The following is a 23,834-nucleotide window of genomic DNA, read 5'->3' on the forward strand; positions in this document are numbered from 1 at the left end:
GAGCAGCGGGGCGGGGGATGTTGCCCGGGGTCGGACGCGATCCCATGCCCTGCGAGCTGGCGAAGGGGTTGTTGCCGGGGCGCGGGGCGGCCGGACGCTGTCCCATGCCCTGGTTGCTGGCGAACGGGTTGTTGCCCGGGCGCGGGGTGCCGCCGGGACGGTTGGAGCCGCCCGAGGCGCCGCCGGGGCGCGGGGTGCTCGCGGCGGGAGCCGGACGCGGGGTCACGGGCTTGGGTCCGCCGGGGGTCGGGCCGGACGCCGGCTTCTCGGCGGCGGCCGGAGCCGCGGGGGCCTCGGTCGGAGCCGGAGCGGCGGCCTCAGCGGGCGCGTCCTTGGCGGCCTGGGCGCGCTGAGCGGCCGCAGCCTCCTGGGCTGCCTGAGCCTGGGCCTGGCGCTCGGCGACCGACATCGGCGGTGCCGGCGCCGGAGCGGGCGGCTTGGCCGGGCCGGGCGTGGGCGCGGACGGACGGGCGCCGGAGGGGCGCGGGGCTCCGGAACGAGCGCCGGCGGCGGGGGCGGCCGGGGTCGCCGACGTTCCCGCGGTGGATCCACCCTGGCCCTGGAGGGCCTGGCGGAGCTTGCGCGCCACCGGGGGTTCGATGCTCGAGGACGGGCCCTTGACGAACTCGCCGAGCTCCTTCAACTTCGCAAGTGCGACCTTGCTATCGACACCCAGTTCGGATGCGATCTCGTGTACGCGTGGTTTTGCCACTTCTCTCCTGTCTTGGGCCTGCACCCAAGACGGGGGCAGGCGTCACGAACGGACGGGTCTCATTTCGAGCCGCTCATCAGTCTTCGCTCATGATCAGTTCACGGGCCGTTCTGCCTGTTCTCTATGGTGTGATCGTGCGCTGCTCCGGGCCCTCCGGTTGAGGGGCCGAGCCGGTCGGATCGTGCGACGTACTGCTCCAGCTCGCTCGCGTCCACGCTCTCGCGTGTCCGGAACGCTCTTCCGAACGCGCGGCGCTTGACCGCGAGCTCGTAGCAGTCGGCTGTGTCGTGGAGCCACGCTCCCCGACCAGGACGGACGGCACGCGGGTCTACCGCGAGGACGTTCGAGTGGAGGACCAGCCTCAGAAGAGAGGCCCGGGGGGCGCGCAGACGGCAGCCGACGCACGTTCTGACGGCTTCCACTCTACTCCCTCCCCTCCGGGACCGCTCCCCCGCACGGCCGATGCTCGGGGATCACTCCCCGTCCATCACCGAATCGGGCTGGATGTCGATCTTCGCGCCGGTCAGCTTGGCGGCGAGGCGGGCGTTCTGGCCCTCCTTGCCGATGGCGAGCGAGAGCTGGTAGTCGGGGACGAGCGCCCGGACGGCCTTCAGGCTCTGGTCGATCACGAACGCGCTGGTCACCTTGGCGGGCGAGAGCGCGCTGGCGACGAAGGTCGGCAGGTCGGAGGAGTAGTCGACGATGTCGATCTTCTCGTTGTTGAGCTCGGCGGTCACCGCGCGCACGCGCTGGCCGAGCTCGCCGATGCAGGCGCCCTTGGCGTTCACGCCGGGCTCGGTCGCGCGCACCGCGATCTTGGTGCGGTGGCCGGCCTCGCGGGCGAGGGAGACGATCTCCACCACGCCGGACGCGATCTCGGGGACCTCGAGCGCGAACAGCTTGCGCACCAGCGACGGGTGGGTGCGGGACACCTGGACCGACGGGCCCTTGGGTCCGCGGCCGACGCTCGTGACGTAGACGCGGATGCGGCGGCCGTGACTGTAGTCCTCGCCGGGCACCTGCTCCTCGGGCGAGAGGATCGCCTCGATGGAGCCGAGGTCCACGTGGATCATCCGCGGGTTGGGGCCCTGCTGGATGACGCCGGCGACGATGTCGCCCTCGCGGCCCTTGAACTCGCCGAGCACGTGCTCGTCGGCGATGTCGCGCAGGCGCTGGTTGATGACCTGCTTCGCGGCGAAGGCGGCGATGCGGCCGAAGTCGCGCGGGGAGTCCTCGGCCTCGCCCACGACGGCGCCCTCCTCGTCGAGCTCGGGCACGAAGACCGAGACGTGACCGGTCTTGCGGTCGAGGTGCACGCGCGCGTCGACGGCGGTGGCCTTGTCGGCGTCGTCGGCCTGGCCGATGTGCTTGAGGTAGGCAGTCAGGATCGCCTGCTCGATGATCTGCACGAGTTCCTCGAAGGGGATCTCGCGCTCGCGCTCCATGAGTCGCAGAACGCTCAGGTCGATGTCCACGGGCGGGCCTTTCTCTCTATTCACTTGGATGCCGCGGTGGTGACCGCGATCGTTCGCCTGTCGGGCTCTCACCCGGATCAGCCCTCAAGGGTACCCGATGCGGCCCGGGGTTCCACCCGCGGATCCTGCCGACGCGGAAAGGGCCCCGCCTGCCGCGGGAAGCGGTGGCGGGGCCCTCGGCGTGTCGGGACTAGGCGCCCAGCCGGGCGAGCGCGTCGGCGACCGGGAGCTGCTCGCGCTCGCCGGACCGGCGGTCCCACAGCTCGACGATCCCGTCGGCCGCTCCACGCCCGGCGATGACGATCACGGGCACGCCGATCAGCTCGGCGTCGCCGAACTTCACGCCGGGCGAGACCTTCGGGCGGTCGTCGACGAGCACGTCGCGGCCGGCGGCCTCGAGGGAGGCGCCGACCGACTCGGCGAGCTCGAGAGCCGCCGCGTCCTTGCCGGTCGCGATCACGTGCACGTCGAACGGCGCGACGTTCGCGGGCCAGAGCAGTCCGCGGTCGTCGTGGGTGGCCTCGGCGATGATGGCGAGGATGCGGGTCACGCCGATGCCGTAGGAGCCCATCGTGACGGTGACGAGCTTCCCGTTCTCGTCGAGGACCTTCAGCCCGAGGACGTCGGCGTACTTGCGGCCGAGCTGGAAGACGTGGCCGATCTCCATGCCGCGGGCGGTCTCGATCGGGCCCGAGCCGTCGGGCGCCTCGTCGCCCGTGCGGACGTCCGCGACCTCGACGGTGGCGTCGCCGTGGAAGTCGCGGCCGGCGACCAGGTCGAGGACGTGCTGCCCGGAGACGTTGGCCCCGGTGATCCAGGCGGTGCCGTCGACCACGCGCGGGTCGAGCAGGTAGCGGACGCCGGTCGCGGACTCCTCGCCCAGGACGGCTCCCTCGGCCGACCAGGGGCCGATGTAGCCCTTGACCAGTCCGGGGTGCTTCGCGAAGTCCTCCGCGGTCGCGGCCTCGACCTCGGCCGGGGCGAAGGCCACCTCGGCGCGCTTGAGGTCGACGTCGCGGTCGCCGGGCAGGCCGACGATCACGAGCTCGCGGGTGCCGTCGAGCGCGGTGAGCGCGAGGACGACGTTCTTCAGCGTGTCCGCGGCGGTCCACGCGCGGCCGTCGGGCCGGGGCTGCGTCGCGTTCGCCAGGTCGACCAGGGTCTGGATGGTCGGGGTGTCGGGCGAGTCGAAGACGCGCGCCTCCGGCAGGCCCTCGACGGGCAGCGCTGCGGGGACGGGCGTGCGGTAGGCCTCGACGTTCGCCGCGTACCCTCCCGCCGAGCGGACGAAGGTGTCCTCGCCGACGGGGGTGGGGTGCAGGAACTCCTCGCTCCGCGAGCCGCCCATCGCTCCGGCGTCGGCCTGCACGATCACGTACTCCAGGCCCAGGCGCGCGAAGATCCGCTCGTAGGCGTCGCGCTGGCGCTGGTAGCTCGCGTCGAGCCCGGCGTCGGTGTAGTCGAAGGAGTAGGCGTCCTTCATCGTGAACTCGCGGCCGCGCAGGAGGCCCGCGCGGGGCCGCGCCTCGTCCCGGTACTTGTCCTGGATCTGGTAGATCGACAGGGGCAGGTCCTTGTAGGAGGAGTAGAGGTCCTTCACGAGCAGCGTGAAGAACTCCTCGTGCGTGGGAGCCAGCATGTAGTCGGCGTCCTTGCGGTCCTTCAGGCGGAACACGCCGTCGCCGTACTCGGTCCAGCGGCCCGAGAGCTCGTAGGGCTCGCGGGGCAGGAGCGCGGGGAAGTGCACCTCCTGGGCGCCGGCCGCCTCCATCTCCTCGTGGATGATCCGCTCGATGCGGCGCTTGACGCGCAGGCCCAGCGGCAGCCAGGCGAAGACGCCGGGCGCCTGACGGCGGATGTAGCCCGCGCGGACGAGGAGGCGGTGGCCCGCGACCTCGGCGTCGGCGGGGTCCTCCCGGAGCGTGCGGACGAACAGATGCGAGAGACGGGTGACCACGAGGGACGATCCTATCCGCTGCGCTCCCCCGGCTCGCGAGGGCGCCGGGAGCCTCAGTCCGGGATCCGGGAGAAGACGACGGCTCCGCCCGTGCCGTCCAGCAGCACGTCGTCGGGGGTGCCGCCGATCGTCATCGGGCCGGAGAGGAGCGCCCGGAGCCGGATGGCCTCGGGGCTCGGCGTGTCGGAGCAGGTGTCGGATCCGGTCACCTCGTCACCGGGGACCAGCACGCCGGCGTCGATCCGGTAGGCGGCGCTGACCACGAGGCAGCCGGTGCCGACGACCAGGGTCGGCGCACCCCCGACGCTCTCGGAGCGGAGGCGGACACGGGCGTCCTCGACCCACGCCGTGTAGGGGGTCTCCCCCTCGGCCGCGGTCAGCACCCAGCGGTCGCAGCCGAAGGGGTCCTGCGGGGTGCGGCTGTCGATGCACTCGCCGGCCTCGGACGACGGGCCGCTGCGGAGTGCGGCGACACCGGAGGCGAGGAGCGCGGCGGCGACGACCACGAGCGCGAGGCGCAGTGCGGGGCGGACCACGTCGATCCGCCCCGCACCGTCTCAGTTCGCGCCGACGGTGACGACCGGGGCCCCGGTCGAGGTGTCGTCGGCCGGCATCTCGGCGGCCAGGCGGTTGGCCTCCTCGATGAGGGTCTGGACGATCTCGGCCTCGGGGACGGTCTTGATGACCTCGCCCTTGACGAAGATCTGGCCCTTGCCGTTGCCGGAGGCGACGCCCAGGTCGGCCTCGCGGGCCTCGCCGGGTCCGTTGACGACGCAGCCCATGACGGCGACGCGCAGCGGGACGCTCATGCCCTCGAGGCCGGCGGTGACGTCGTTGGCGAGCGTGTAGACGTCGACCTGCGCGCGGCCGCAGCTGGGGCAGGAGACGATCTCGAGCTTGCGCTCGCGGAGGTTCAGCGACTGCAGGATCTGCAGGCCGACCTTGACCTCCTGCGCGGGCGGGGCCGAGAGGGACACGCGGATGGTGTCGCCGATGCCCTCGCCGAGCAGGATGCCGAAGGCGGTGGCGGACTTGATGGTCCCCTGGAACTCGGGGCCCGCCTCGGTGACGCCGAGGTGGAGGGGCCAGTCGCCGCGCTCGGCGAGCTGGCGGTACGCCTTCACCATGACGACGGGGTCGTTGTGCTTGACCGAGATCTTGAAGTCGTGGAAGTCGTGCTCCTCGAAGAGGCTGGCCTCCCAGACGGCGCTCTCGACGAGGGCCTCGGGGGTGGGCTTGCCGTACTTCTGCAGGATGCTCGGCTCGAGCGAGCCGGCGTTCACGCCGATGCGGATCGAGACGCCGGCGGCCTTCGCGGCGGCGGCGATCTTGCCGACCTGGTCGTCGAACTTGCGGATGTTGCCCGGGTTCACGCGGACCGCGGCGCAACCGGCGTCGATCGCGGCGTAGACGTAGTTCGGCTGGAAGTGGATGTCGGCGATGACCGGGATCTGGCTCTTCTTCGCGATGATCGGCAGCGCCTCCGCGTCGTCGCGGCTCGGCACCGCGACGCGGACGATGTCGCACCCGGACGCGGTGAGCTCGGCGATCTGCTGGAGGGTCGCGTTGATGTTCGTCGTCGGTGTGGTGCACATCGACTGGACGCTGACCTGCGCGTCACCGCCCACGAGCACCTTTCCCACCTTGATCTGGCGGGACTTGCGGCGGGGGGCGAGGGTCATGGGGACCTTGGGAAGACCCAGATTCACTGCTGGCACGCGCCCCATCGTACGCGCGCCGCGGGACCCCTCGTCCGCTCGCCGCGTCTTCCCAGCCGCCGCCCCTCGCCCGGGGCTCCGCCCGCGCGCCGCCGCGTGCGATCTGCAGGCCGACGTGCGATCTGCAGGCCCCCGTGCGATCTGCAGGCCCCCGTGCGATCTGCAGGCCCGCGTGCCATCTGCAGGCATCCGTACCATCTGCAGGCCCGTCACCCGGGAAAGCGCTTCCACCCCAGTCAGCCCGCCGAGAATCCCCCGGATCCCCTGCACATCGCACCGGAACAGGACGCGCGCGGCCTGACCGGCGCCCGTGCCGTCTGCAGGCCCCCGTGCCATCTGCAGGCATCCGTACCATCTGCAGGCCCGTCACCCCGGAAAGCGCTTCCACACCAGTCCGTCCGTCACGCACCCCCCAGATCCCCTGCACACCGCACCGGAAGAGGACGCCCGTGACCTGACCGGCGGTCCGCACCATCTGCAGGCCCTCGTGCGATCTCCAGGCATCCGTACCATCTGCAGGCCCCTCACCCGGGAAAGCGCTCCCACGGCAGTCCGTCCGCAGCGCATCCCCCGGATCCCCTGCAGATCGCACCGGAACGGCACGACCGCACCCGCCACCCGTCCGCGCACCACCGCGTCTCACGGCGCACGCACCCGAGGCCGTCGGGTGAAGAACCTCTCAGCGATCCGCCCCAGCCGCCGGCATCCCAGCCCTCCCACGCACTCACCCCGCAGAGCTCACCCCGCAGCGCCCGCCCTCAGCGCCCACCCGCAGCGCCCACCCGCAGCGCCGACCGCGCCACGCCGGTCGGGCACCGGCGTGGATACGGCTCAGAACAGCGTGATCGGCTTGACGATGTCGGCGTAGATCAGCAGGGCGCTCATTCCGCCGAGCACGAGCACGACGACGTAGGTCAGCGGCAGCAGGCGGGCGATGTCGACGGGGCCGGGGTCGCGGCGGCCGAAGAGCTTGGCGATCCGGCGGCGCAGGCCCTCCCAGAGAGCGCCGGCGATGTGGCCGCCGTCCATGGGGAGCAGCGGCACCAGGTTGAAGACGAGGAGGGCGATGTTGAGCGAGGCGAGGACGCCGACCATCGTCTGCACCTTCGACACGACGGGGAGCTGGTCGGAGGCGGCGATCTCGCCCGCGATCCGGCCGACTCCGACGACGCTGATCGGACCGTTGGCGTCGCGCGCCTCCGAGCCGAACGCCGCCTGGGCGACGTCGATGAGGCGCTGCGGCAGGTTGAGGATGACGTGGGCGACGCTCGTGATGTTCGACCAGACCGTCTCGGGCACCGCGGTGATCGGCTGCTGTGCGAGGGCCGACGTGGGCGAGATGCCGATGAAGCCGACCGTCTGCGTCTCGATGGCACCGGAGGCGTCGGTGACGGGGGCACCGTTCGCGTCGGTCACCGCGACCTCGTTCTCGGCGGGGGTGATCGTGAGGGTCAGCGGGGCGCCGTCGCGCTGGACGGACACGCTGAGCGGGACGCCCGCGGAGCGCTGGATGATCGGGGTCAGATCGTTCCAGGTGCTCACCGGAGTGCCGTCGATGGCCGTGATCGTGTCGCCGGGCAGCAGGCCCGCCGCGGCTCCGGGTGCCAGCGGGTCGTCGGCGGTGCAGGTCGCGGTCGCGCGCTGCGACTCCGGGACCACGCACTGCGAGACCGCGGCGAGGGTGCTGGTGCTCTGCGGGATCCCGATGCCGCAGAGGAGGACGGTGAAGAGGACCGTGGCGATCACGAGGTTCATGAAGGGACCTCCGGCCATGACGATCACGCGCTTCCACACGGGGAGCCGGTAGAACGCGCGGTGGTCCTCGCCTTCGCCGATCGTCTCGGCGCTCGCGGCGCGGGCCTCGTCGATCATCGTGGCGTAGGCGCCGCGCTTGGGCTCCTCGAGCTGGGCCTCGGAGGACGCGAGGCCGTTGAAGAAGCCGGTGCTCGACTCCGTGGGCCGGTCCCCCGGGTGCTTCGGCGGGTACATGCCGATCATGGCGATGTAGCCGCCGAGCGGGATCGCCTTGACGCCGTATTCGGTCTCGCCGCGGCGCCGGGAGAAGATCGTCGGCCCGAAGCCGATCATGTACTGCGTGACCTTGACCCCGAACAGCTTGGCGGGGAGCAGGTGCCCGACCTCGTGCAGCGCGATCGAGAGGGCGACGCCGACGGCGATGATGACGACGCCGAGGACGAAGAGCAGCACGGATTCCACCGACACACTGTAGGCCGGGGCCGCCCGTCCACGCTGGGGTCCGCCTGCACGGATCCGATGAACTCCGCGCCCGAGCGGATCAGCGGCGCGACGTCGGCCGAGACGAATCCGCGGAGGCGGAGCCCGTCCGGGCGACCTCTGGTCAGACGACGGCGATCCGCTGGTCCGCCGCGCGGCGCGCCCAGTCCTCGGCCGCGGCCAGCGACTCGCGGGTCAGCGCGCCGTCGACGCTGTGCGCATCGACCACCGCCTCGACCGTCTCGAGGATGTCGAGGTACCCGAGCCGCCCGGCGTGGAACGCCTGCACGGCCTGCTCATTCGCCGCGTTGAACACGGCCGGGTAGGAGGCGCCCGCCTCCCCGACGCGCTTCGCGAGCCGGACCGAGGGGAACGCCTCCTCGTCCAGCGGCTCGAATGTCCAGGAGTGGGAGCGGGTCCAGTCGAGCGGGACGCCGACCCCGGCGACGCGGTGCGGCCAGTCGAGGCCGAGCGAGATCGGGAGCCGCATGTCCGGCGGCGAGGCCTGGGCGATCGTGGAGCCGTCGACGTACTCGACCATCGAGTGGATCACGGACTGCGGGTGCACGGTGACGTCGATCCGGTCGTAGGGCACGTCGAAGAGCAGGTGCGCCTCGATCACCTCGAGCCCCTTGTTGACCAGGGTGGAGGAGTTGGTCGTGACGACCAGGCCCATGTCCCAGGTCGGGTGCGCGAGAGCCTGCGCCGGGCTGACGTCGCGGAGGGAGGCGCGGTCGCGTCCCCGGAACGGGCCGCCGGACGCGGTCAACACGAGGCGGCGGACCTCCCGGTGCTCGCCCGCGAGGAGGGCCTGGGCGATCGCGGAGTGCTCGGAGTCGACCGGCACGATCTGGCCGGGAGCGGCGAGCGAAGTGATGAGCTCGCCGCCGACGATCAGCGACTCCTTGTTGGCCAGGGCGAGCGTCCGGCCCTCCTCGAGCGCCGCGAGGGTCGGACCGAGTCCCACCGAGCCGGTGATCCCGTTCAGCACGACGTCCGCGTCGACCGAGCGGATCAGCTGCTCGGCCTCCTCCGCGCCGAACGCCGTGTGCTCGACGCCGAACGCGGACGCCTGCTCGGCGACCGCCGCCCGGTTCGAGCCGGCGGCGAGTCCGACGACCTCGAACCGCTCGCGGTTCGCGCCGATGACGTCGAGAGCCTGCGTGCCGATGGACCCGGTCGAGCCGAGGATGATGACCCTGCGCATCCGCCCATCCTGGCACGGAGCGCCGAGCGCCTCCCGGTCAGCTGACGGCGAGGATGTCGACCACGAAGACGAGGGTGTCGGTCCCGCTGATCCCCGCGTTCTGGTTGCCCTGATCGCCGTAGCCCTTCGACGGCGGGATGGTGACGAGCACCTGCGAGCCGACGGTCTGGCCGACCACGGCCTCCTTGAAGCCCTCGATCACGTCGCCGGTGCCGAAGGCGGCGGGAGCGGGCTTGCCCCAGCTCTGGTCGAACACCTCGCCGGTTCCCCAGACCACGCCCTGGTACTGCACGATCAGCTGGTCGCCGTCGGCCACGGTCGCGCCGCTCCCCTTCTTGAGGACGGCGAGCTGCAGGTCGGCGGGCGGGTCGGTCGAGGGGATGGTGACGGTGGGCGCCCCGTCCTCGGCGAGCGCCACCGTCGGCAGGCCGTCGACCGGGGGCTGCGGCTCGCCGTCGGCGGCGGTCGGCACGATCTGCTCGACGTCGATCACCATGACGATCGAGTCGGTCGCGGCGATGCCGAACTGGCTCTGCCCGGCGTCGCCGAAGGCGTCGGCCGGGGGAACGACGGCGACGACGCGCGAGCCGACGGTCGCGCAGTTGACGGCCTTGACGAGGCCCGCGAGGTACTGGTCGGTGTCGACCTCGAAGGCCGCGCGGCCACCGGACGCGTAGCTGCTCGCCGAGAACTCGGCACCGCTCGTCCCGTTGTAGAGCGTGTAGTCGACCAGCACGGTGTCGCCCTCGGCGACCTCCTCGCCGGTGCCCTCGATCGCGACGGAGCGCTCGGTGGCGTCCACGCTGACCGGGCTGGGGAACACGGTGACCGGCTTGGTGGCGAAGTCGCCGCTGGTCTGCACCGCGGCGGTCGCGTCGCCCTCGGTCGCGCAGCCGAGCGGGGTGGCGGAGGCGGACGGTGCCGCGCCCGGCTCCCCCGGGGTGCAGGCCGCCAGGCTCAGGGAGGCGCCGAGGACGGCGAGGATCGCGAGGGTTCTGCGCACAGGGGCACCTTTCGTGACCGGCGGCGGCCGGTGGACGTTCGGGGATCGCCTCCATCCTGCACGGCGCGCCTCGCAACGCGCTGGGTGCGGGTCCTCGAACGGTCCAGGCCTACCATCGGAGCATGCGTGAATTCTCGGTCCCCCAGTCCCGAGAGCTCGTCACCGAGCTCCCCGGCCCGCGCTCCGTCGCCCTCCAGGAGCGCCGCGTCGCCAGCGTCTCCCGCGGCGCCGGGACGCTCGCGAACATCTACATGGACCACGCGTCGGGCGCGGTCCTGGTCGACGTCGACGGCAACCGCCTGATCGACCTCGGCTGCGGCATCGGAGTGACCACCATCGGCCACGCGCACCCCGCGGTCGCGGCGGCCGCGGCCGCGCAGGCCGAGAAGCTGACGCACACCCTCTTCACCGTCACTCCGTACGAGAACTACGTCCGGGTCGCCGAGAAGCTCGCCGAGATCACCCCCGGTGACTTCGAGAAGCACTCGATCCTGGTCAACTCCGGCGCGGAGGCGGTCGAGAACGCCGTCAAGATCGCGCGGAAGTTCACCGGCCGCCGCGCCATCGCGACGCTCGACCACGCCTTCCACGGCCGCACCAACCTCACGATGGCGATGACCTACCGCCCCTGGCCGGAGCGCGCGGGCATGGGCCCCTTCCCGGGCGAGATCTACAGCCTCCCGATCAGCTACCCGTTCCGCGACCCCGAGGGCATGACGGGCGAGGAGGCGGCCGAGCGCACCATCGACTACATCACGACCCACATCGGCGCGCAGGAGCTGGCCGCGCTCTTCGTCGAGCCGATCCAGGGCGACGGCGGCATCATCATCCCCGCACCGGGCTACTTCCGCCGCCTGTCCGAGTTCTGCACCGAGAACGGCATCGTCTTCGTCGCGGACGAGATCCAGGCCGGCATCGCCCGCACCGGCACCTGGTACTCCATCGAGCACCACGGCGTGGTCCCGGACCTGATCACGACGGCCAAGGGCATCGCGGGCGGCTTCCCGCTCGCCGCCGTCACGGGCCGCGCCGAGATCATGGACGCCGTGCAGCCCGGCGGCATCGGCGGCACGTTCGGCGGCAACCCCGTCTCCACCGCCGCGGCGCTCGCGACGTTCGAGGCCATCGAGTCCGAGGGCCTCCTCGAGGAGGCGCAGCGCGTCGAGCGCCTGCTGCAGGCGCGGATCGGCGACTGGGCCGAGCGCTTCGCAGTCGTCGGCGAGGTCCGCGGCAAGGGCGCCATGTGGGGCGTCGAGCTCGTCCACCCGGGCACGAGGAAGCAGTACCCGGAGGCGCTCACCGCGATCCTGAAGCACGCCACCACGAACGGCGTGATCGTCCTCGACGCGGGCAGCTGGGACAGTGTGCTGCGGATCATGCCGAGCGTGGTCATCAGCGAGGAGCTGATCGACGACGCCGCGACGGTGATCGAGGAGGCGCTCGCCCAGTTCGGCTGAGCCGCCGCATGACCGGAGCGGCATGGACGCCCCGGTAGCTTCGTCGGAATGCGGATCGACGACGACCACGAGAGGCCGACTCCCCCGGGGATCGGCCTCTCCGCGCGTCTGGCGCGCCTGTCCATCGGCGGCGTCGGCCGGCTGGTCTACCGGCCGATCGTGGAGGGTCGGGACAACGTCCCGGCCGAGGGACGCGTGATCCTGGCCGCCAACCACCTCTCGTTCATCGACTCGCCGGTGCTGACGCTGCTCGCTCCGCGGCCGGTGCAGTTCCTGGCCAAGTCGGACTACTTCACGGGCACCGGGGTGCGGGGCGCCCTCTCGCGCGCCTTCTTCACGAGCGTCGGAGCCGTGGCGGTCGAGCGCGGCGCCGGCCAGGCCGCTCAAGAGGCGCTGGACCTCGGCCGGGCGATCCTCGAGCGGGACGAGGCGTTCGCCGTCTACCCCGAGGGCACCCGCTCGCGGGACGGGCGCCTCTACAAGGGCCGCACCGGAGTGGCGTGGCTCGCCCTCACCACGGGCGCCCCGGTGGTCCCCGTCGGCATCATCGGCACGCAGGAGCTCCAGCCGGTGGGCACGCGGGTGCCGCGCCTGCACCGGATCACGGTCCGCTTCGGGGCTCCGCTGGACCTCTCGCGGCACGGCTCCGCCGACTCCGGCCGCGCCCGACGCCACGCCACCGACGAGGTGATGGCGGCCGTCCACGCGCTCTCGGGCCAGGAGCTCGCCGGAGCGTACAACGAGTCTCCGCCGACGACCACGGTCGAGCGCATCCGCCGGGCGCTTCCGCACGAGCGCCGCTGAGCCTCAGCGCGCGGACGCCTCCGGCTCGTGGGCGACGGGGAAGTTCACCGAGTTCGCGATGAAGCAGAGCCGGGAGGCCTCGGCGTGCAGCGTCTGGGCGATCGCCACCATCGACTCCTCGGCGACAGTGACACGGGGCCGGAGGGTCACCGAGGTGAAACGGCCGCTCTCCCCCTCCTGCAGCATCGAGCCCACCGCGTCGTCGGTGTAGCCGGTGACGACGACTCCGTTCTTCACGGCCACGTGCAGGTAGGAGAGGAGGTGGCACTGCGCGAGCGCCGCGAGCAGCAGCTGCTCCGGGTTCCAGCGGTCCGCGTCGCCCCGGAAGGGCGTGTCGGCCGAGGCGAGGATGGGCGCCGGGCCCTCCGCCGTGACGGTCAGCTGGCGCCCGTACTCGCGGTAGCCGCTCGTGCCGGTGCCCCGGTCGCCCTCCCAGACGACGGACACCGCGTACTCGTGCTCGGACTTCATCGGGCTCCTCCTCGACGGCGGTGGATCAGGCCGGTCGCGCCGGTCTGGACCTCTGGACGCGGGACCCCCGCGGGTAGACTCCGAGGACCATGACAGACACGCTCGCCCCCCAGGTTCCCACGTCAGCAGTCCCCCAGGAGCGGCGCGTCGCGACCGAGATCCCCGGGCCGCGATCCCGGGCCCTGCACGAGCGCCGCCTCGCCGTCGTGCCCACCGGTGTCGGCACAGCGCTCCCCGTCTACATCGACCGCGCGCACGGCGCGATCCTGGTCGACGTCGACGGCAACAGCTTCATCGACCTCGGCGCCGGCATCGGCGTGACGACGATCGGGCACACCGACGACTCCGTCGTGGCGGCCGCCGCGGAGCAGCTCGCGCGCCTCACGCACACCCTCTTCACGGTCACTCCGTACGAGCCCTACATCCGCGTGGCGGAGCTGCTCGCCGAGCACACCCCGGGCGACTTCGCGAAGAAGACGGTCCTGGTCAACTCCGGCGCGGAGGCGGTCGAGAACGCCGTCAAGATCGCACGCAAGCACACCGGCCGCCCCGGCGTCGCGGTGCTCGACCACGCGTACCACGGCCGCACCAACCTCACGATGGCCATGAACTTCAAGGCCCTGCCGTACGGCCTGGGCTTCGGGCCCTTCGCGAGCGACGTCCACCGCGCGCCGAGCTCCTACCCGTACCACGACGGCCTGTCGGGAGCCGAGGCCGCCCAGCGCGCCATCTCCTACCTCGAGAAGACGGTCGGCGCCTCCGCCCTGGCCTGCCTCGTGGCGGAGCCGATCCAGGGCGAGGGCGGCTTCATGGTCCCCGCCGAGGGCTTCCTCCCGGCGCTCCAGGAGTGGTGCACGGCCAACGGCATCGTCTTCGTCGCCGACGAGATCCAGTCGGGCATGGCCCGCACCGGCGCCTGGTTCGCCAGCGAGCACCTGGGTCTCGTCCCCGACCTCGTCCTGTCGGCCAAGGGCATCGCCGGCGGCCTCCCGCTCGCCGGCGTGACCGGCCGGGCCGAGATCATGGACTCGGCGCAGGCCGGCGGACTCGGCGGCACCTTCGGCGGGAACCCCGTCGCCGCCGCCGCCGCGGTCGCGGTCTTCGAGCGCATCGAGCGGGAGGGCCTCCTCGCCGAGGCCGACCGGATCGGCGCGCGCCTGGGCGCCGCTCTGCGCGGCCTGCAGGAGCGCTACGACATCATCGGCGACGTCCGCGGCATCGGCGCGATGATGGCGATGGAGCTGGTCCAGCCCGGCACCGCCGGCACCACGAAGGAGCCGAACACCGCGGCCGTGCAGGCGATCATCGACTACGCCGCGCAGCACGGCGTCCTCGTGCTGAGTGCCGGCACCTACGGCAACGTGGTCCGCTTCCTCCCCAGCCTCGCCCTCACCGACGATCTGCTCGACGACGCCGTGTCGGTCATCGCCGACGCGTTCGCCACCCTCTAGGCGCGATCCCCCGAAGGCCACCGCGGGCGCCGAGGCGCTCCTCGGTGGCCTTCGGCGTCCCCGGGAGCGCGGGACCGGTCGGCGCATCGGGCAGGATGGGGGGATGCCAGCAGGAACCTTCACCGTCGCCGAGTCCGTCGAGCTGGCCGTCGTCGAGAGATCCGGGTTCGTCGAGTCGCGCCACGCCGGCTCCGCCGTGCTCCTCGACTCCGAGGGCCGCGTCGCCCGCAGTCTCGGAACGCCGACAGCGCCCGTCTTCCCCCGCTCCTGCCTCAAGCCGTTCCAGGCCCTCGCGGTGATGACCGCGGGAGTGGAGCTGAACGGTGCGGAGGCGGTGATCGCCACGGCGAGCCACGCGGGCATCCCCCAGCACGTCGCACTGGTCCAGAACCTGCTCTTCCGCGCCGGCCTCGATCACACCGCCCTCCAGTGCCCGGCCGACTGGCCCGGCGACTCGGGGACCCGCGCTCAGCTTCTGCGGGCGGGCGCGACTCCGGACCCGCTCTACATGAACTGCTCGGGCAAGCACGCGGCGATGCTGCTGGCCTGCGTGCAGAACGGCTGGAGCACCGAGGACTACCTCGAGCGGACGCACCCGCTGCAGCAGCACATCGTCGACACGATCGAGCGCCTCACCGGCGAGCGCATCGTGGCCTCGGGGATCGACGGCTGCGGCGCTCCCGTGCACGCCCTTCCTCTGACCGCGCTGGCGAAGGGCGTCTCGCGCATCGTGTCCTCCTCCCCCGCCTCCCCGTTCGGCCTCTACCGCCAGGCCGGCGTCCTCACGGCCGCGATCCTCGAGAACGCCTGGGCGATCGACGGCCCGGGCCGGGACAACACCGTCGTGATCGAGCGCCTGGGTCTGGTCGCCAAGCTCGGCGCCGAGGGCGTGCTCGTGATGGCCTCGCCCGACGGCACCACGGTCGCCCTGAAGATCCTCGACGGGAGCCTGCGCGCGGCGACCGTGGTCGCGCTGAAGCTCCTGGTCGAGGCGGACGCGGTGGACCGGACCGCGGCGAACGAGGTGCTCGTGCGGCTGAACCCGGTCGTCTCGGGCGGCGGGCGTCCGGTCGGCGCGATCCGCGCCTCCTACGTCTGACCCGGGCACACGCGCTACTGCTCGCGCGCGAGCCGCTTCGCCCGGGCCGCCGCGGAGACCTGCGTGACCACCACCACGAGGATGGCCAGGACGAACACCGCCGATGCGATGACGTTCGCCTCCGCCGGGATGCCGCGCGCCGCCGCGATGTAGATGTACTTCGGGAACGTGGTGACCGATCCGGAGTTGAAGTTCGTGATGATGAAGTCGTCGAAGCTCAGCGCGAACGAGAGCAGCGCCGCGGCGAGGATGCCGGGCAGCAGCAGCGGGAAGGTGATCCGCCAGAAGACCTGGTTCGGCGACGCGTACAGGTCTCGTCCCGCCTCCTCCAGCTTCGGGTCCAGGCTCGCCACCCGCGCCTTCACGGTGACCACGACGAAGCTGATGCAGAACATCGTGTGCGCCAGCACGATCGTGACCAGTCCCTTCTCGGCGCCCACGCTGAGGAACTGCGCGGCGAGGCCGGCTCCGAGCACCACCTCCGGAGTCGCCATGGGGAGGAACAGCAGCAGGCTGATCGCCGAGCGGAACCGGAAGCGGAACCGCACCAGGGCGATGGCGATCATGGTGCCGAGCGCGGTGGCCAGCACGGTGGCGATCACCCCGACCAGCAGGCTGTTCCCGAAGGCGGTCATCACCTCCTCGCTGGTCCAGGCCGACACCCACTTGTCGAGGGTGAAACCGCGCCAGGCGAGGTTGCTCTTCCCGGAGTCGTTGAAGGAGAAGACGAAGGTGTACCCGATCGGGATGAGCAGGAAGAGCAGCGCCAACGCCGTGTAGACGCCGAGGCCGAGGCCCCGGAAGCGGCGGCGGCCCCGGACCGGGGCGGGGGGTGGCGCGCCGAGCGCCTCCTGGGCGCTCGCGAGCGGACGGTCGGCCGTCGCGGTCACAGGAGGTCCTCCGTTCCACTGCGCTTCACGTAGAAGCCGACGATGACCAGGATCACGGCCATCAGCACGATCGAGAGCGCGGCGGCCGCCGGGTAGTTCTCGAGCGTGAGGAAGTTCGCCTCGATCGCGTTGCCCACCATCGAGGTCTGCGACGAGCCGAGGAAGTCCCGGCTCGCGTTGATGTAGTCGCCCGCCGCGGGGATGAACGTCAGCAGGGTGCCCGAGACGATGCCCGGCATCGACAGGGGGACGGTCACGCTCCAGAACACGGAGGCGGGGTGAGCGTAGAGATCCGACCCGGCCTCCAGGAAGCGCACGTCGAGGCGTTCGAGCGTCGTGTACAGCGGCAGCGTCATGAACGGGATGAAGTTGTAGGTGATGCCGAAGATCACGGCGATCGGCGTCCCCGTGAGATGGCCGTCGCTCGGCAGCACCGCCACGGCCTTGAGCGCCTGCACGAGCGGGCTCTCGTCCGCGAGGATCTGCTTCCATGCCAGCGTCCGCAGCAGGAAGCTGATGAAGAAGGGCGCGATCACCAGCGTGAGGAGCAGGTTCTGCAGCAGCGGCCAGGGCCGCGCCTTCACGCCGATGAAGTAGGCCAGCGGGTAGCTGATCACCAGCGCGAGCACCGTCGCGATCAGCGCGTAGCCGAAGGAGCGGAGCACGTGCGGCCAGTAGTCGCCCATCACCACGAGGTAGTTCTGCCAGGCGAACCCGGGTGCGTACTCGCCGATGTCCCCGTCCGGCACCTCGGCCTGGAACGACGTGAGCACGAGTGAGATCAGCGGTGCCAGGAAGAACAGCAGCATGTAGGCGATGCCCGGCAGCAGCAGGACCAGCGCGATCGTCGACCGCCGGCGGACCGGAGCGTCCTGAGGATCCGCCTGCCCCGTGGCGAAGGCGGCGAAGGCCATGCCTACGCTCCCCCGCTGCGGCCGGCCAGGAGCCCCCGGCGCTGCACGGCGATGGCGCTGGTGGAGTCGTCCGCCTCGAAGCGCGCGACCGAGCCCGGCTCGTCCGCGAGTCCGAAGCCGTGCTCGGTGCTGAAGCCGACCCACACCTCCGCTCCCTCGCCGACGACCGGCCCGAAGACCATGTTCTGCGCGAAGACGACCACCGGGCCCAGGCCCGGCATCCGGATCGTGTACTGGGTGCTGACCCCGCTGAAGGAGACGTCGACCACGCGGCCGGGCCCGAGCACGTTCCGGTCGGAGTCCGCCGGCGGCTCCTGCGTCAGCAGCAGGAGCTTCTCGGGGCGGACGCCGACGGTGATCTCGCCGCTCGTGCGGGCGCAGCGGGCGACGGGCACGACGATCCGGTGCCCGCCCGCGTCGACGGTGAGCGCGCGGTCGGTGCTGCCGACCACCTCCCCCGTGAAGAGGTTGGACTGGCCGAGGAAGTTCGCGACGAACGCGGTGCGCGGGAGCTCGTAGAGCTCCTCCGGCGCGCCCATCTGCTCGATCCTGCCCTTGTTCATCACCGCGACGGTGTCGGCCATCGTCATGGCCTCCTCCTGGTCGTGCGTGACGTGGAGGAAGGTGAGGCCCACCTCCTCCTGGATCGACTTGAGCTCGAGCTGCATCTGCCGGCGGAGCTTGAGGTCGAGGGCCCCGAGCGGCTCGTCGAGCAGGAGCAGTGCGGGCCGGTTGACGAGGGCGCGCGCGAGGGCGACCCGCTGCTGCTGGCCACCGGAGAGCTGCGCGGGGCGGCGCTGGGCGAGGTGGTCGAGCTCGACCAGGCGGAGCGCCTCGTGCGCTTTGCCGACGGGGTCGGCGATCCTCCGCCGCTTCAGGCCGAAGGCGACGTTCTCGAGGATCGACATGTGCGGGAACAGCGCGTACGACTGGAACACGGTGTTGACGGGCCGCTGGTAGGTCTTCGTCTCGGTGACGTCCCGCCCGCCGATGAGGATCCGGCCGGCGGAGGGCTCCTCGAGCCCGGCGACCAGCCGCAGCGTCGTCGTCTTGCCGCAGCCCGAGGGGCCCAGCAGGGCGAAGAAGGAGCCCGCCGGGATGGTGAGGTCCAGGGAGTCGATGGCGGTGAAGCCGGGGTACTGCTTGCTGATCCCGACCAGCTGGAGGTCGGCGCCGCTCTCGGCGAAGGTCCCGATCGCCATCAGATGCCCAGGAGCACCTTCTGGAACTCGGCCTGGTACTCCTTCTCCTCCGCGGCGGTCAGGGTCCGGAACACGTGCGCCTGCGCGAGCGTGTCCTCGTCGGGGAAGATCAGCTGGTTCTCGGCCAGCTCCGGATCGATGCTCTCCATGACGTCCTTCGCTCCATCCACGGGGGTGATGTAGTTGACCCAGGCGGCCACCTCGGCGGCGACCTCGGGCTCGTAGTAGTAGTTCATCAGGGCCTCGGCGTTGGCCTTGCGCTCGGAGCCCATCGGGACGACGAAGGTGTCGTTCCAGAGTGCGCCGCCCGAGTCGGGGAAGGCGAACTCCCACTTGTCGCCGGCCTCGGCGTTGATCAGGGTGATGTCGCCGGACCAGCAGATCGCCGCGAGGGTGTCCTCGTTCTGCAGGTCGTTGAGGTACGCGTTCCCCTTGATGTTGCGGATCTGACCGGCGTCGACCTGCTCGCGGAAGACGTCGATCGCGTTCATGTACTCGTCGTCGCCCCAGGAGCCGGCGATGTCTGTCCCCTGCGCGAGCATGATCAGCCCGATCGTGTCGCGCATCTCGCTCAGCACGCCGACGCGGCCTCGGAGCGACGGATCCCACAGCTCCTCGATGCTCGAGAGGCCGTTCGGCAGCTTCTCCTTGTTCCAGCAGATGCCCGAGAACCCCGCCTGGTAGGGGAGGGAGAGCCGACGGCCCGGATCGAAGTCGGGGTTCGCCAGCGAGGGGGTGAGGTTGGCGATGTTCGGGATGTTCGCGTGGTCGAGCTCCTGCACGTAGCCGCGGCGGACCAGGCGCGAGACCATCCACTCCGTCAGGCAGACCGTGTCGGCGCCGATGTACTGACCGAGCGCGAGCTGGTCCTTCACCTTGCCGTAGTAGGAGTTGTTGTCGTCGACGGCGACGTTGTAGGTCACCGCGATGCCCGTCTGCTCCTCGAAGCCCTGGAGCGTGGGGTAGTTCCCGTCGTCGTCCTCGTCCATGTAGGCGGGCCAGTTGTCCCAGACCAGGCGCGGGTCGTCGGCCGATCCGTCGGCGGCGGCGGTCGGAGCGGCACGGGTCTGCGGGGCGCAGGCGGCCAGGGCGAGGGCACCCGCTCCGAGGCCGATCCCGCCGAGGACCGCCCGACGCGAGAGGACCGCCCGGCGCTCGCGCTCGTGCGAGCGTGCCGCGGCGACGGCCCGGCGGAGGACGGGATCCCTCGGGAGGGGACGGGTCATGGCGGGGGCTCCTGACTGCGTCGGGGCTCGTGCCTCAAGGGCCGAACGTGGGGAAATACTGGCACAGCGCTCGTCCGCCTGTCACGGCGAACGGAGGAGAACGCTCATCCGGAAACATGATCGTCACGAATTCCGCACCCGGAGGCCGTGTCGACCGCCGATTCGGTCCCCGGAGGCCGTGCCCTCAGCGAGTGAGGGGCGGGCGTCCCGAGCCGCCGGCGGACCCGTCGACGCGCTCGACCGCCATCTCCACGGAGGAGAGCAGGATCCGGCTGCCGAGCTTCGCGCGGTAGCGGCGGCCGGCCTCGAGCGGGAGCGGCGCCTGGGTCGGCGCGACCAGCACGGACCCGTTGGCCGACCAGCGGTCCCTGACCCAGAGCCCGCCCTCGTCGAAGCCGAACTCGAGGTGGGTCTTGGAGAGGGATCGCGACGGATCCGGGATCGCGAGGATGTGCCGGAACGTCTCGTTGGGGTCCGGGAGCGGCTGGCGTCCGATCAGGCCGTTGCCGGTCACGATCGCGTGCTGCCCGGTCGCGAAGCTGAGGCGGACGAGCCCCTGCGAGGGCGGTGCCATCGGAGCGCCGGGGGCGGGACGCCGGTGCCGGCCGGGGGCCAGGCCCGGCAGCCAGGCGCGGCGGGACGGATCGAGGACCGTCGTGTCGCCGGAGGAGGAGGGTCGGGACGCACCCGTCGTGGCGTGCGCCGCCACCGACGAACCGCACTCGCCGCAGAGGATCGCCCCGGGAGCGAGGTTGGAGCCACACGTGCTGCAGATCACCGAGAACGCCCTTCCGCTCCCCATCGTACCCAGCGTCGGCGCGGGCAGCCCCGAGCCGGCCGAACCCGACGCGAACCGGCAGGCCCGGGACCGTCGTGCGGCTGTTCGGCGAGTGCGGGCGGTTCGGCGGCACCGCGACCGCACGGCCGTCCCGTGCCGGAGAGCTGCTCGTCAGACCGGTGCGCCGGCCTCCTCGTCGCCGGTGACCGCGAGGACGTCGACGACGATCACGGTGACGTTGTCGCGCCCGCCGTTGTCCAGCGCGGCGTCGACCAGGGCGTCGGCCGCCTCCTGCGCGGAGCCGGTGCCGCTGAGCAGGTGGCCGACGCCGGCGTCCGTCAGCTCCTTCGTGAGGCCGTCCGAGCAGATCAGCAGACGCGATCCGGCGAGGACGGGCACCAGCCGGTAGTCGGGGACGGGAGCCTCGTGGAAGCCGACCGCGCGGGTGATCACGTTGCTGTGCGGATGCACGTCGGCCTCGTCGCGGGTGATCAGGCCCGCGTCGACCAGCTCCTGGACGATGGAGTGGTCCACGGTGAGCTGCACGAGGGTCCCGGAGACGCTCAAGTACACGCGCGAGTCGCCGATGTTGAAGACGGACCAGTAGGGCTCTCCCCCGACCACCGTGAGCGCGATCCCGGTGACCGTGGTCCCGGTGCCGACGTCGGCCGTGTGCGACTGCCGGGCGATGTCTCCGACCGCCTCCCGCAGCGCGCGGTCGATCTCCTCCGCTCCGACGGTCGCGCCGAGCGCCGCCGTGGACAGGCGCGACACCACCGCGTCGCTGGCGACCTCTCCCGCCGCATGCCCGCCCATTCCGTCGGCGACGGCGAAGAGCGGACTCTTGGCGAGGTAGCTGTCCTCGTTCGCGCTGCGCACGTGGCCGGTCTCGGTGCGCGCGGCCCAGCCGAGGGTCACTTCGGCCGAGGGCGAGTCGGAGCTCCAGGCGGAGACGGGGACGATGACGGACGCGCGGCTGCGGCCGATCTGCGTCATCGCTGCTCCTCGCCTCCCCGTGGCCCGTGGCCGTCCGGTCCGACGGCCCGTGACCGCCGGCTCCGGGGTGCCCGGCCGCCTCCCGATGGTAGTCGCTGACGACCCTCCGCCGAGCCCGCCCGCTGTCCACTCCCCGCGATGCCCGTCGCACGGAGGGTCGGGCGCTCCGACCACCGGATCCGACGCCGGACAGAGCTCCGACGTGCGGATCCACTTGCCCGGACCCCTGTGGACTGCCAGAATCGCCGCATGGCCCCTTCCCGCCCTCCCTCTCAGCGCCCTGTCCAGCTCGACGAGGTCTCGAAGGCGATCATCGAGCAGCTGCAGGCCGACGGGCGGCGCTCGTACGCCGAGATCGGCAAGGCCGTGGGCCTGAGCGAGGCGGCCGTCCGGCAGCGGGTGCAGAAGCTCACCGAGTCGGGCGTGATGCAGATCGTCGCCGTGACGGATCCGATGCAGCTCGGCTTCTACCGCCAGGCGATGATCGGGGTGCGGGTCACCGGCGACACCCGCGACGTCGCGGACCGGCTCGCCTCCATCCCCGCCGTCGACTACGTCGTGCTGACGGCCGGCTCCTTCGACATCCTCGCCGAGGTCGTGTGCGAGAACGACGACGATCTGATCGCCCTGCTCAACCAGGAGATCCGGTCGCTTCCCGGCGTGCTCTCGACCGAGACCTTCGTCTATCTGAAGCTCCACAAGCAGTTCTACAACTGGGGAACGCGGTAAAAGATGACCACCGAGACAGCCTTCTCGACCTCCGGCCTCGAGTCGGGCGACCCCGTCCGCGGGACGGACGCGCCAGGGGGGATCGACGACGCCTCCCTGCAGAAGAAGGCGAAGGACCACCTCTGGATGCACTTCACGCGTCAGTCGACGATGGACTCCGGCGCAGGCGTGCCGATCATCACGCGCGGCGAGGGCCACCACATCTGGGACAGCACCGGGCGCGAGTACTTCGACGGCCTGTCCGGCCTCTTCGTCGTCAATGCCGGACACGGGCGGCGCCGACTGGCGGAGGCCGCGGCGAAGCAGGCGTCGGAGCTCTCCTTCTTCCCGCTCTGGTCCTACGCGACCCCCTCGGCGATCGAGCTGGCCGACCGGCTCGCCGACCACGCGCCGGGCGACCTGAACCGGGTCTTCTTCTCGACCGGCGGCGGCGAAGCGGTGGAGACGGCGTTCAAGCTCGCCAAGCACTACTGGAAGCTGCAGGGCAAGCCGGGCAAGCACAAGGTGATCTCCCGCTCGGTCGCGTATCACGGCACCCCCCAGGGGGCGCTCGCGATCACGGGCATCCCCGGGATGAAGTCGATGTTCGAGCCGCTGGTGCCGGGCGGCTTCCGCGTCCCCAACACCAACTTCTACCGGGCTCCCGAGCACGGCGACGACCTGGAGGCGTTCGGCCTGTGGGCGGCGAACCGCATCGAGGAGATGATCGAGTTCGAGGGGCCGGACACGGTGGCCGCCGTGTTCCTGGAGCCCGTGCAGAACTCGGGCGGCTGCTTCCCGCCCCCTCCCGGGTACTTCCAGAGGGTCCGCGAGATCTGCGACAAGCACGACGTGCTGCTGGTGTCCGATGAGGTGATCTGTGCGTTCGGCCGCATCGGGCACATGTTCGCCTGCGACGAGTACGGCTACGTGCCGGACATGATCACCTGCGCGAAGGGGATGACCAGCGGCTACTCCCCCATCGGCGCGACGATCGTCAGCGATCGGATCTACGAGCCCTTCCGCCACGGTCAGGTCGTCTTCCCGCACGGCTACACCTTCGGCGGCCATCCCGTCTCGGCCGCGGTCGCGCTCGAGAACCTCGACATCTTCGAGGAGGAGGGCCTGAACGAGCGCGTGCGCGAGAACTCCCCCGTCTTCCGGTCCACGCTCGAGAAGCTGCTCGACCTGCCGATCGTCGGCGACGTCCGGGGCGACGGCTACTTCTTCGGCATCGAGCTGGTGAAGGACAAGGCGACGAAGGAGACCTTCGACGAGGACGAGTCGGAGCGGCTGCTGCGCGGATTCCTCTCGAAGGGGCTCTTCGACGCGGGGCTGTACTGCCGGGCGGACGACCGAGGCGATCCCGTCGTGCAGCTGGCGCCGCCGCTCACCATCGGCCCGCGCGAGTTCGACGAGATCGAGCAGATCCTCCGGAGCGTCCTCACCGAGGCCTGGTCGCGGCTCTAGCACCCTCACGCGGCGCGCTCCCGCCGAGCGGCGGCGAGCGCGGCCGCGACTCGGCGTGCAC

The 23,834-nt window shown here is 71.6% G+C and carries 22 protein-coding genes; 6 read left to right on the top strand and 16 right to left on the bottom strand.

What is annotated here, in order from left to right; all coding sequences use genetic code 11:
* The 9 genes from C5D44_RS03295 to C5D44_RS03335 all read right to left on the bottom strand — a co-directional run.
* Positions 1-712, bottom strand: a 712-nt coding sequence (locus C5D44_RS03295) for a translation initiation factor IF-2 N-terminal domain-containing protein (protein ID WP_181118435.1), incomplete at its 3' end; no start/stop codon positions are given.
* Positions 713-810: 98 nt separating this feature from the next.
* Entirely contained in the window at positions 811-1,134 is a 324-nt protein-coding gene (locus C5D44_RS03300; protein WP_104277141.1) for a YlxR family protein, read from the bottom strand.
* Between the two features lie 51 nt (positions 1,135-1,185).
* Positions 1,186-2,187, bottom strand: coding sequence for a transcription termination factor NusA (gene nusA / locus C5D44_RS03305; RefSeq protein ID WP_104225180.1), 1,002 nt, complete (start codon positions 2,185-2,187; stop codon positions 1,186-1,188).
* A gap of 190 nt (positions 2,188-2,377) precedes the next feature.
* A complete protein-coding gene (locus tag C5D44_RS03310; protein WP_104280840.1) occupies positions 2,378-4,144 on the bottom strand; it encodes a proline--tRNA ligase in 1,767 nt (588 codons plus the stop codon).
* A gap of 53 nt (positions 4,145-4,197) precedes the next feature.
* Complete coding sequence (locus C5D44_RS03315; protein WP_104280841.1) at positions 4,198-4,680, bottom strand: hypothetical protein; 483 nt, start codon at positions 4,678-4,680, stop codon at positions 4,198-4,200.
* Positions 4,681-4,701: 21 nt separating this feature from the next.
* A complete protein-coding gene (ispG, locus tag C5D44_RS03320; protein WP_173244694.1) occupies positions 4,702-5,862 on the bottom strand; it encodes a flavodoxin-dependent (E)-4-hydroxy-3-methylbut-2-enyl-diphosphate synthase in 1,161 nt (386 codons plus the stop codon).
* 831 nt (positions 5,863-6,693) lie between these two features.
* Positions 6,694-8,079 (bottom strand): RIP metalloprotease, encoded by a 1,386-nt coding sequence (locus tag C5D44_RS03325; RefSeq protein WP_258064994.1) that lies wholly within the window; start codon positions 8,077-8,079, stop codon positions 6,694-6,696.
* A 142-nt stretch (positions 8,080-8,221) separates the two neighbouring features.
* Positions 8,222-9,304 carry a 1-deoxy-D-xylulose-5-phosphate reductoisomerase gene (locus C5D44_RS03330; protein ID WP_104280843.1) on the bottom strand — a complete coding sequence of 361 codons (1,083 nt, stop codon included), beginning with the start codon at positions 9,302-9,304 and terminating at the stop codon, positions 8,222-8,224.
* A 37-nt stretch (positions 9,305-9,341) separates the two neighbouring features.
* A complete protein-coding gene (locus C5D44_RS03335; RefSeq protein WP_104280844.1) occupies positions 9,342-10,307 on the bottom strand; it encodes an FKBP-type peptidyl-prolyl cis-trans isomerase in 966 nt (321 codons plus the stop codon).
* A gap of 122 nt (positions 10,308-10,429) precedes the next feature.
* Between C5D44_RS03335 and C5D44_RS03340 the strand changes: the two genes are divergently transcribed.
* Positions 10,430-11,764, top strand: coding sequence for an aminotransferase class III-fold pyridoxal phosphate-dependent enzyme (locus C5D44_RS03340; RefSeq protein ID WP_104280845.1), 1,335 nt, complete (start codon positions 10,430-10,432; stop codon positions 11,762-11,764).
* A 48-nt stretch (positions 11,765-11,812) separates the two neighbouring features.
* The gene (locus C5D44_RS03345) at positions 11,813-12,568 is read left to right on the top strand and encodes a 1-acyl-sn-glycerol-3-phosphate acyltransferase (protein ID WP_104277135.1); all 756 of its coding nucleotides are present in this window, start codon (positions 11,813-11,815) and stop codon (positions 12,566-12,568) included.
* A gap of 3 nt (positions 12,569-12,571) precedes the next feature.
* Here the strand turns inward: C5D44_RS03345 and C5D44_RS03350 are convergent, their stop codons facing one another.
* Positions 12,572-13,039, bottom strand: a complete 468-nt coding sequence (locus tag C5D44_RS03350) for an OsmC family protein (protein WP_104223041.1) — start codon at positions 13,037-13,039, stop codon at positions 12,572-12,574.
* A gap of 89 nt (positions 13,040-13,128) precedes the next feature.
* Here C5D44_RS03350 and gabT point away from each other — a divergent pair, with 89 nt between their 5' ends.
* Together gabT and C5D44_RS03360 are read left to right on the top strand one after the other, a co-directional pair.
* Entirely contained in the window at positions 13,129-14,490 is a 1,362-nt protein-coding gene (gabT, locus tag C5D44_RS03355; RefSeq protein ID WP_104280846.1) for a 4-aminobutyrate--2-oxoglutarate transaminase, read from the top strand.
* 103 nt (positions 14,491-14,593) lie between these two features.
* A complete protein-coding gene (locus C5D44_RS03360; protein WP_104277133.1) occupies positions 14,594-15,589 on the top strand; it encodes an asparaginase in 996 nt (331 codons plus the stop codon).
* 14 nt (positions 15,590-15,603) lie between these two features.
* On the opposite strand, the gene C5D44_RS03365 is transcribed toward C5D44_RS03360, so the two are convergent.
* The 6 genes from C5D44_RS03365 to C5D44_RS03390 all read right to left on the bottom strand — a co-directional run bounded on the left by C5D44_RS03365 (position 15,604) and on the right by C5D44_RS03390 (position 21,595).
* Positions 15,604-16,359 carry an ABC transporter permease gene (locus C5D44_RS03365; protein WP_258064999.1) on the bottom strand — a complete coding sequence of 252 codons (756 nt, stop codon included), beginning with the start codon at positions 16,357-16,359 and terminating at the stop codon, positions 15,604-15,606.
* A 116-nt stretch (positions 16,360-16,475) separates the two neighbouring features.
* A complete protein-coding gene (locus C5D44_RS03370; RefSeq protein ID WP_104223037.1) occupies positions 16,476-17,393 on the bottom strand; it encodes an ABC transporter permease in 918 nt (305 codons plus the stop codon).
* A gap of 2 nt (positions 17,394-17,395) precedes the next feature.
* Positions 17,396-18,595, bottom strand: coding sequence for an ABC transporter ATP-binding protein (locus C5D44_RS03375; RefSeq protein ID WP_104277131.1), 1,200 nt, complete (start codon positions 18,593-18,595; stop codon positions 17,396-17,398).
* Complete coding sequence (locus tag C5D44_RS03380) at positions 18,595-19,821, bottom strand: PotD/PotF family extracellular solute-binding protein (protein ID WP_104277130.1); 1,227 nt, start codon at positions 19,819-19,821, stop codon at positions 18,595-18,597. Before C5D44_RS03380 ends, C5D44_RS03375 begins: the two co-directional genes overlap by 1 nt.
* Positions 19,822-20,005: 184 nt before the next feature.
* On the bottom strand, positions 20,006-20,623 hold the full coding sequence (locus tag C5D44_RS03385; protein ID WP_146087964.1) for a hypothetical protein: 618 nt from the start codon (positions 20,621-20,623) through the stop codon (positions 20,006-20,008).
* Positions 20,624-20,770: 147 nt separating this feature from the next.
* On the bottom strand, positions 20,771-21,595 hold the full coding sequence (locus C5D44_RS03390; RefSeq protein ID WP_104277129.1) for a PP2C family serine/threonine-protein phosphatase: 825 nt from the start codon (positions 21,593-21,595) through the stop codon (positions 20,771-20,773).
* A gap of 249 nt (positions 21,596-21,844) precedes the next feature.
* Here C5D44_RS03390 and C5D44_RS03395 point away from each other — a divergent pair, with 249 nt between their 5' ends.
* Both C5D44_RS03395 and C5D44_RS03400 read left to right on the top strand, forming a co-directional pair.
* Positions 21,845-22,324 carry an Lrp/AsnC family transcriptional regulator gene (locus C5D44_RS03395; RefSeq protein ID WP_104223032.1) on the top strand — a complete coding sequence of 160 codons (480 nt, stop codon included), beginning with the start codon at positions 21,845-21,847 and terminating at the stop codon, positions 22,322-22,324.
* Between the two features lie 3 nt (positions 22,325-22,327).
* Positions 22,328-23,773, top strand: coding sequence for an aspartate aminotransferase family protein (locus C5D44_RS03400; RefSeq protein ID WP_104280847.1), 1,446 nt, complete (start codon positions 22,328-22,330; stop codon positions 23,771-23,773).
* The last annotated feature ends 61 nt before the right edge of the window (positions 23,774-23,834 follow it).

Origin of the sequence: Rathayibacter sp. AY1B5 (assembly GCF_002932795.1) — a bacterium.
GTDB lineage: Bacteria > Actinomycetota > Actinomycetes > Actinomycetales > Microbacteriaceae > Rathayibacter.